The sequence below is a fragment of the Candidatus Cardinium sp. cBcalN2 genome (assembly GCF_022810445.1).
GTDB lineage: Bacteria > Bacteroidota > Bacteroidia > Cytophagales > Amoebophilaceae > Cardinium.
In genome coordinates this window covers 1-5,979 of sequence record NZ_JAACGD010000034.1, presented here as the reverse complement: position 1 = coordinate 5,979, position 5,979 = coordinate 1, and the positions used below count along the sequence as shown (strand labels likewise).

5 protein-coding genes are annotated in these 5,979 nt (G+C 36.8%); 1 reads left to right on the top strand and 4 read right to left on the bottom strand.

The annotated features are described in order from the left end of the window. Positions 1–4: 4 nt before the first annotated feature. The 3 genes from MUW74_RS01135 to hemW all read right to left on the bottom strand — a co-directional run bounded on the left by MUW74_RS01135 (position 5) and on the right by hemW (position 4,381). The gene (locus MUW74_RS01135) at positions 5–982 is read right to left on the bottom strand and encodes a coiled-coil domain-containing protein (protein ID WP_243518339.1); all 978 of its coding nucleotides are present in this window, start codon (positions 980–982) and stop codon (positions 5–7) included. Positions 983–1,307: 325 nt separating this feature from the next. After that, the gene (locus tag MUW74_RS01130) at positions 1,308–3,074 is read right to left on the bottom strand and encodes an ABC transporter ATP-binding protein (protein ID WP_243553025.1); all 1,767 of its coding nucleotides are present in this window, start codon (positions 3,072–3,074) and stop codon (positions 1,308–1,310) included. A 128-nt stretch (positions 3,075–3,202) separates the two neighbouring features. Beyond that, positions 3,203–4,381, bottom strand: a complete 1,179-nt coding sequence (hemW, locus tag MUW74_RS01125) for a radical SAM family heme chaperone HemW (RefSeq protein WP_243518343.1) — start codon at positions 4,379–4,381, stop codon at positions 3,203–3,205. A gap of 289 nt (positions 4,382–4,670) precedes the next feature. On the opposite strand from hemW, the gene MUW74_RS01120 reads away from it, so the two are divergent. Continuing rightward, on the top strand, positions 4,671–5,405 hold the full coding sequence (locus MUW74_RS01120) for a hypothetical protein (protein ID WP_243518345.1): 735 nt from the start codon (positions 4,671–4,673) through the stop codon (positions 5,403–5,405). Between the two features lie 287 nt (positions 5,406–5,692). Here the strand turns inward: MUW74_RS01120 and MUW74_RS01115 are convergent. Beyond that, on the bottom strand, positions 5,693–5,979 hold a 287-nt coding region (locus MUW74_RS01115; RefSeq protein ID WP_243553024.1), incomplete at its 5' end, for a hypothetical protein.

Genomic DNA, 5,979 nt, shown 5'->3' with positions numbered 1-5,979 from the left:
AATATCAACTACTACACTTAGTTGACATTTTAAGGGTATTATTTTTAAAATTTAGCTGTTCATTCTTTTTTATTGCCTTTTTCCTCCAAACCTCTTGCTTAGCCAACTCTGAGTCGCATCTAAGAATTAATTTATTGTTATTATTCCTATATTTTTTCATTCTTTTCTTGTCATGTGATAGCATTTTAACCAGGTTGTCAATCTTCTCTTTTTTCTTAAGTAGATCTCTCTCATTTTGGATCTCTTCCTTAATCTGCTCATAGGTTTCGTTACAAACATTCATCTTTTGTACATATACCCATGATCCGTCAGGATTTAGAAGTTTGGATATTTCACGTATAATTATATCAATCTCAGAAGGCGCATTAGTTTTTTGACCTACATTATTTTGATTATCAAAAGTTAATTTTTTATTACCACTGGCAGAGTGAGCAAACGCGGTAGGCTCTTGATCGTTATTAATTGTGCCTGAGCCAGCTCTTCCCTGACCACCAGATGGGCCTCCACCAGTCTGAGCCTCACTATTTGCATTATTACCACTACCAGAATGAGAAAACGCAGTAGGTCCTTGATCGTTATTAATTGTGCCTGAGCCAGCTCCTTCCTGACCAACAGATGCAGCTCCACTAGTCTGAGCTCCACTATTTGCATTATTACCACTGCCAGAATGAGAAAACGCAGCAGGCCCTTGATCGTTATTAATTGTGTCTGAACCAGCTCTTCCCTGACCACCAGATGGACCTCCACCGGTCTGAGCTCCACTATTTGCATGGCTACCTTCTGCTTGATTATCATCTGCATGGCTATCCTCTCCTGCATGGCTAACTTTTAGTAGATTATCATCTTTTCCTAGGCTGCTTCGTTCACCTTTAAGTTTGTTAGATGTTGGTATAACACTATTCCGGGGGCATGTACATCGAGCAAAAAAAAGGAAGATAAAAAAACAAAAAAGAGACAAGCGCTTAATTAATAGAGTTTGCATGTTGATTTATGTTTCATTGTGTGTATAACTGTATGGTGTAGGACGGGGTTTTATAGGGCTGCAACGCTGATAAATAGACGAATGCCTAAGTTAAGACAGCTAAAAACCTGGAAAACCTGATTTTTATGAGAAATTATCCATAATGATGGAAGAGATATAGTTTAGTAAGAGGCTACTGACTTTGCAAATTTAACAAATATTTTTGATATCTTCGCAAGATATTGGTAGAAAAGTTTTTTAACTTACTTTTCGTCATAAACAAGGACCATCAAAAGGAGTTACAAACGCATAGCAAAACTTTTGCTTTATTAAAAATAAATTCGATCTAATTTTGTTGCCATAAAAATAACTTCTTATATACCCCGCCTTGCGCCAATAGGCTAGCATGGGTACCCTGTTCTACTATTGTTCCTTGGTCCAATACGATAATTTTATCGGCATGATAAATGGTACTCAACCTATGGGCTACTACAACAGAAGTTTTATCTTTAATAAGCTGCTGAAGGCCTTCTTGCAGATTGCGCTCAGAGGCACTATCTAAAGCTGAGGTAGCTTCATCTAACACCAAGATAGGCGGATTCCCTAATATAGCTCTAGCCATGCAAATTAGTTGTTTTTGACCGCCAGAGAGCTTGTTGCCATTTCCTCCAATAATGGTATGATAGCCTTGCGGTAAACGCATAATAAAATGATGTGCACAGGCTATTTGGGCCGCTTTTATCACCTCTTTCTCAGTAAATCTCTTCCTATTCAAGAGAATATTATTAAAAATAGTATCATGAAATAAAATAGATTCCTGTGTGACGATGCCCATTAAATGATGCAAGGATGGGGCACTAATCTGCGCAATAGGCAGATGGTCTATTTCAATGGTACCGCTATTGGGTTGGTAGAGGCCAGATAAGAGGGATACCAGGGTAGACTTGCCAGATCCAGAAGCACCCACCAATGCCACGGTCTCTCCATTTTGAATGGTAAAATTGATTTGATGTAAAACTTCTTTTGTATCATTATAGGAAAAGGAAACATTTTTAAAGACTATCTCATTTTTGAACGTAGTACATACGCGTGCCACTGAACCATGTTTAAGCTCAGATTTTTCATCTAATAGATCAAAAATACGTCTGCCAGCAGCTATGCCCCGTTGAATATGACCAAGAGATCTGGAAATCATTTTAATCGGTATAAGTGTCTGAGAACAAATAATGATGTAAGCAATAAAAGTACTAGGGGTAAGCATGCTACGATCCAACAGAATTAAATGGCCACCATAGGCTAGTATAATCGAAACTGCTACCACACTTAATGTGGCAGATATAGGTGCAATCATATAGGATTTCTTAGCTACAGCCCTATTGGTGCGGGCATATAACTTGCTTTCTGCTTTAAAATGATCAACAGCATATTGCTGAGCACCAAATATTTTAATGATGCGGATGCCACCGACGCTTTCTTCAATCAAGTTCATTAAATTGCCCAAGGACTTTTGCGTTTGGTCTGTCCACTTACGAAGCGATTGTATAATCTCAGCTATGGCCCATCCAACAATGGGTAAGAATAATAAAGTGAAAAGACTAAGCTTTGGGGAGATATAAAATAAAACAGAAATGTAAGCAAAAAGCTGGGTAGGTTCTTTTAAAAAGATACGCAAAATATCGGCAACTGCGTGTTCAATTTCTTGAATATCAACCGTAATACGTGACATTAGATCTCCTTTCTTTTTATCTGTAAAATACTGTACAGGCAACTCTAAGCTGCTTTTAAAGAGGGCCAAACGTAGGTTGTGGACTAGATTGATGCGCACTTTAGCCATGGTCACATCTGCTATATACCTAAAGAATCCATGAATGGCATTAGATAACATAAATAAAAATGCCAATAAACAGAGTGCGGTTATTTTACCGTGATGGACAATGAGTTTTATAAAATAATAATTGAACAAGCTGGTAAGATAACCAATATCTATGCGCGATTTTGGCATTACTTGCTTTTCCAGTAGCAAGCTATTCAACTCTTCTTGGTTGAAGAGAACCTTAAGCAAAGGAATCACTAAGCCATAAGTAGCTAATCCGAAAAAAATGGATAATAGCATGGCCAAAAAATAATAACAAGAACACTTTTTTAAAGGCCCTGCGTAAGCTAAAATCCTAGAATAAATGCGCATGGACAGTATCTGTTCAGAACATTGGTAAATAAGGTATTACGATGGACATTACGTGATCAACCATCGAAAAAAAGATCACTAGCTATTTTATCGGCTAGCAATTTACCACTATTTGTCAAATATAATGTATGGCCGACCCAATAAGCGAATCCCCATAGGATAATTTTTTCTAAATAATCCTTTTCTATCACCATAAGATCAATGGCATAGTTTTCATAAATCCAATCAAAGTCACATCCCCAGCAGGTTCTAATACTGGTCATGATATATTCATTTACATGATTGGCTATGGTTAAGGTTTCTTCTGTAGTAGGTAACTGACCACTTTGAATGGCCTTGACATAGCCTGCATTATGGGAAACATTCCAGTGTCTTTGAGATCCATTATAGGCGTGTGCACCAGGCCCTATACCTATATATGTACCTGATTTCCAATAATTTGTATTGTGTCTAGCATATTTTCCTGGCTTGCAAAAATTAGAAATTTCATAGTGCAAGTAACCTTGTTGGTGACAAGTTTCTATAGTTAATGCAAACTGTTCTGCTATTGAGGATTCATCTATTTCCATCATACTGCCTTGTTGATGCCAATATCCAAATACTGTTTTGGGTTTAATAGTCAAACAATAGGCAGAGATATGCGCTGGCTGTAGCGATAATGCTTGGGTTAAATCGTTATGCCAATCCAGCATAGTGGTACCAGGAATGGCATACATGAGGTCTATACTTAGGTTACTAAAGCCAGCAGCACGCGCCCAAACTACACTTCTTTCTGCCATAACACTTGTATGGGCTCTATTCATATAACGAAGGGCCTGATCATTAAAGGACTGTATGCCTATGCTAAGTCTGTTCACACCGATATGGCGCCATCCTTGCAATTTTTCAGGTGTTACGTCATCAGGATTAACCTCTAAAGTGATTTCTGCTCCTGGTGCTATAGGAAAGCATCGAACTACTTGATTGAATAGCCTATCTATCTCTGAAAGGGTCAATAAAGAGGGTGTACCGCCACCAAAATAAATACTGGTAATGGGGATACCTTTCAAATAATCCTGACGTAGTGCCAATTCTTGAATCATACTATCCACTACCAAGGATTTACCTTTCAAGTTGGTACTAAAGTGAAAGTCACAATAATGACAAGCTTGCTTGCAAAATGGAATATGCAGATAAATACCTGCATGACTTTTGGGTGGTTCTTTGATCAAAGGTATCTGATGGGTATGGAACAAATTAGTGATGCGATGTGCGTATTATATTTTGATGATGAATAAAAAAAAAGATAAATATGTATAAATACAATTGGAATTTTTTTCTAAAATGGCTACCTTTTATTAATAATTTTTACATTGGCATTCAGTAAAAAATTTATTTTTTGGGCTCTTAGTGGTTACTTATAGCTTTTACAGCTACTGTACAATTTAAAGATTAAGTCTAAAAAGCCAAAATGGATTTGTAAAAATCTGTATCTAATTGATAACAACGAGATATTAATTGAAACAAATTAAAATATATAATTTTATGCTAAAACATTTAAAAAAAGGATCCAAACTGACTTCTTTATATAGTGGATTGCTCATCCACCTAGTTGGGTGTAATGCCAACCAAGTAAGCATGAGCGTGGGTATGAAAAACAACGATTTTATTAAAACTACGCAAAAGGATAAAAGATGTAAGCCTATACTTAAGAAGATTAGGAAGACTACGACTAATAATTATGATATTCAAATTTTGAATTTTTCGAAACAGATAGAACTACAAAATGAAATACGTAAAAGATTGTGTAATCTTGTCCCGCTTATTCAACATAATCCTGCTTTTAACCAAAAGCTTTCAGAAGAAGCTTACAACCTATCAAATACAAACAGAAATACAAGGAAGTGGTTAATGCCATATATATATAATGAACCAATCCTAAAATTGCTTTACACCCATGCACATCTCCTTGATCAAAATAATTTGGTAGCACGAACCATATATCATATATGTATAGGCTATCATATCATTTGTGAACGACAGGCTAGTCCTAAGTGTTTATCAGATTGGAGGGCCAATCACATTGATCTTATGCAAGCGCTACAAACACAATGTGAGACCGTTGTACAGTCGAAGTGTTTAATCGTTAAAAGCGCTGATATACAAAAAGACGCCTCAAGCGTACTATCTGCCTCAAAACTTGTTCATGCACCAATATGGCATCCTCCATACATTCAGGAAGCTGATAGGGTTACCCACAAAAGAAAAAGGGAAGCCTAATCTCAGATGTGTTTTTTCGGTCAAACAGTAAAAGCATGGAGTAGCAACTTCTCCAATTGCTTGTCTTAAAATATTTTATTAACCCAAGTTATGAGATACCCATTCAGGACTGAGGTAAATGTTGTCCACTAAACAGCCTACTCCTTGTAAAATAGTTACGGTCAGCAAGCACCTCTTAGAGCTATAAAAATAGAGCTTGCCCAGATCCACTGGATTCAAAGAGGCTGTTTTGCTATGTTAATTGTAAGGCTTACAGGCTGATGGCAATTATTTTACAAGAAGCATTTTTACTTTTTATCTGTACCCCGAGATAGGGCTGAACGGATACGCTTGATGAAGCCTTTTTTTTTCAAACGCTCAGGCAACGCTGGGCAAGGATGCGTGTGCGAGTTGTTCGGTTGGAATGGATGTTTCTTATTAACAATAATAGGGATTTCATAAAAATTTTCTTCATCAATAGATTTGTAGTCAGTGCTATCATCTTCAGGTAGTATGTCTAGGTTTTCATAAATAGAGTCTTCTACATCATTACTGCTATAGAATGGCAACTGATCATCTGTAGTAGTTGATATTT

Coding starts and splice junctions, on each gene's coding strand:
- MUW74_RS01135 (WP_243518339.1), bottom strand. CDS start 982: ATGCAAACTCTATTAATTAAGCGCTTGTCTCTTTTTTGTTTTTTTATC.
- MUW74_RS01130 (WP_243553025.1), bottom strand. CDS start 3,074: ATGCTATTATCCATTTTTTTCGGATTAGCTACTTATGGCTTAGTGATT.
- MUW74_RS01120 (WP_243518345.1), top strand. CDS start 4,671: ATGCTAAAACATTTAAAAAAAGGATCCAAACTGACTTCTTTATATAGT.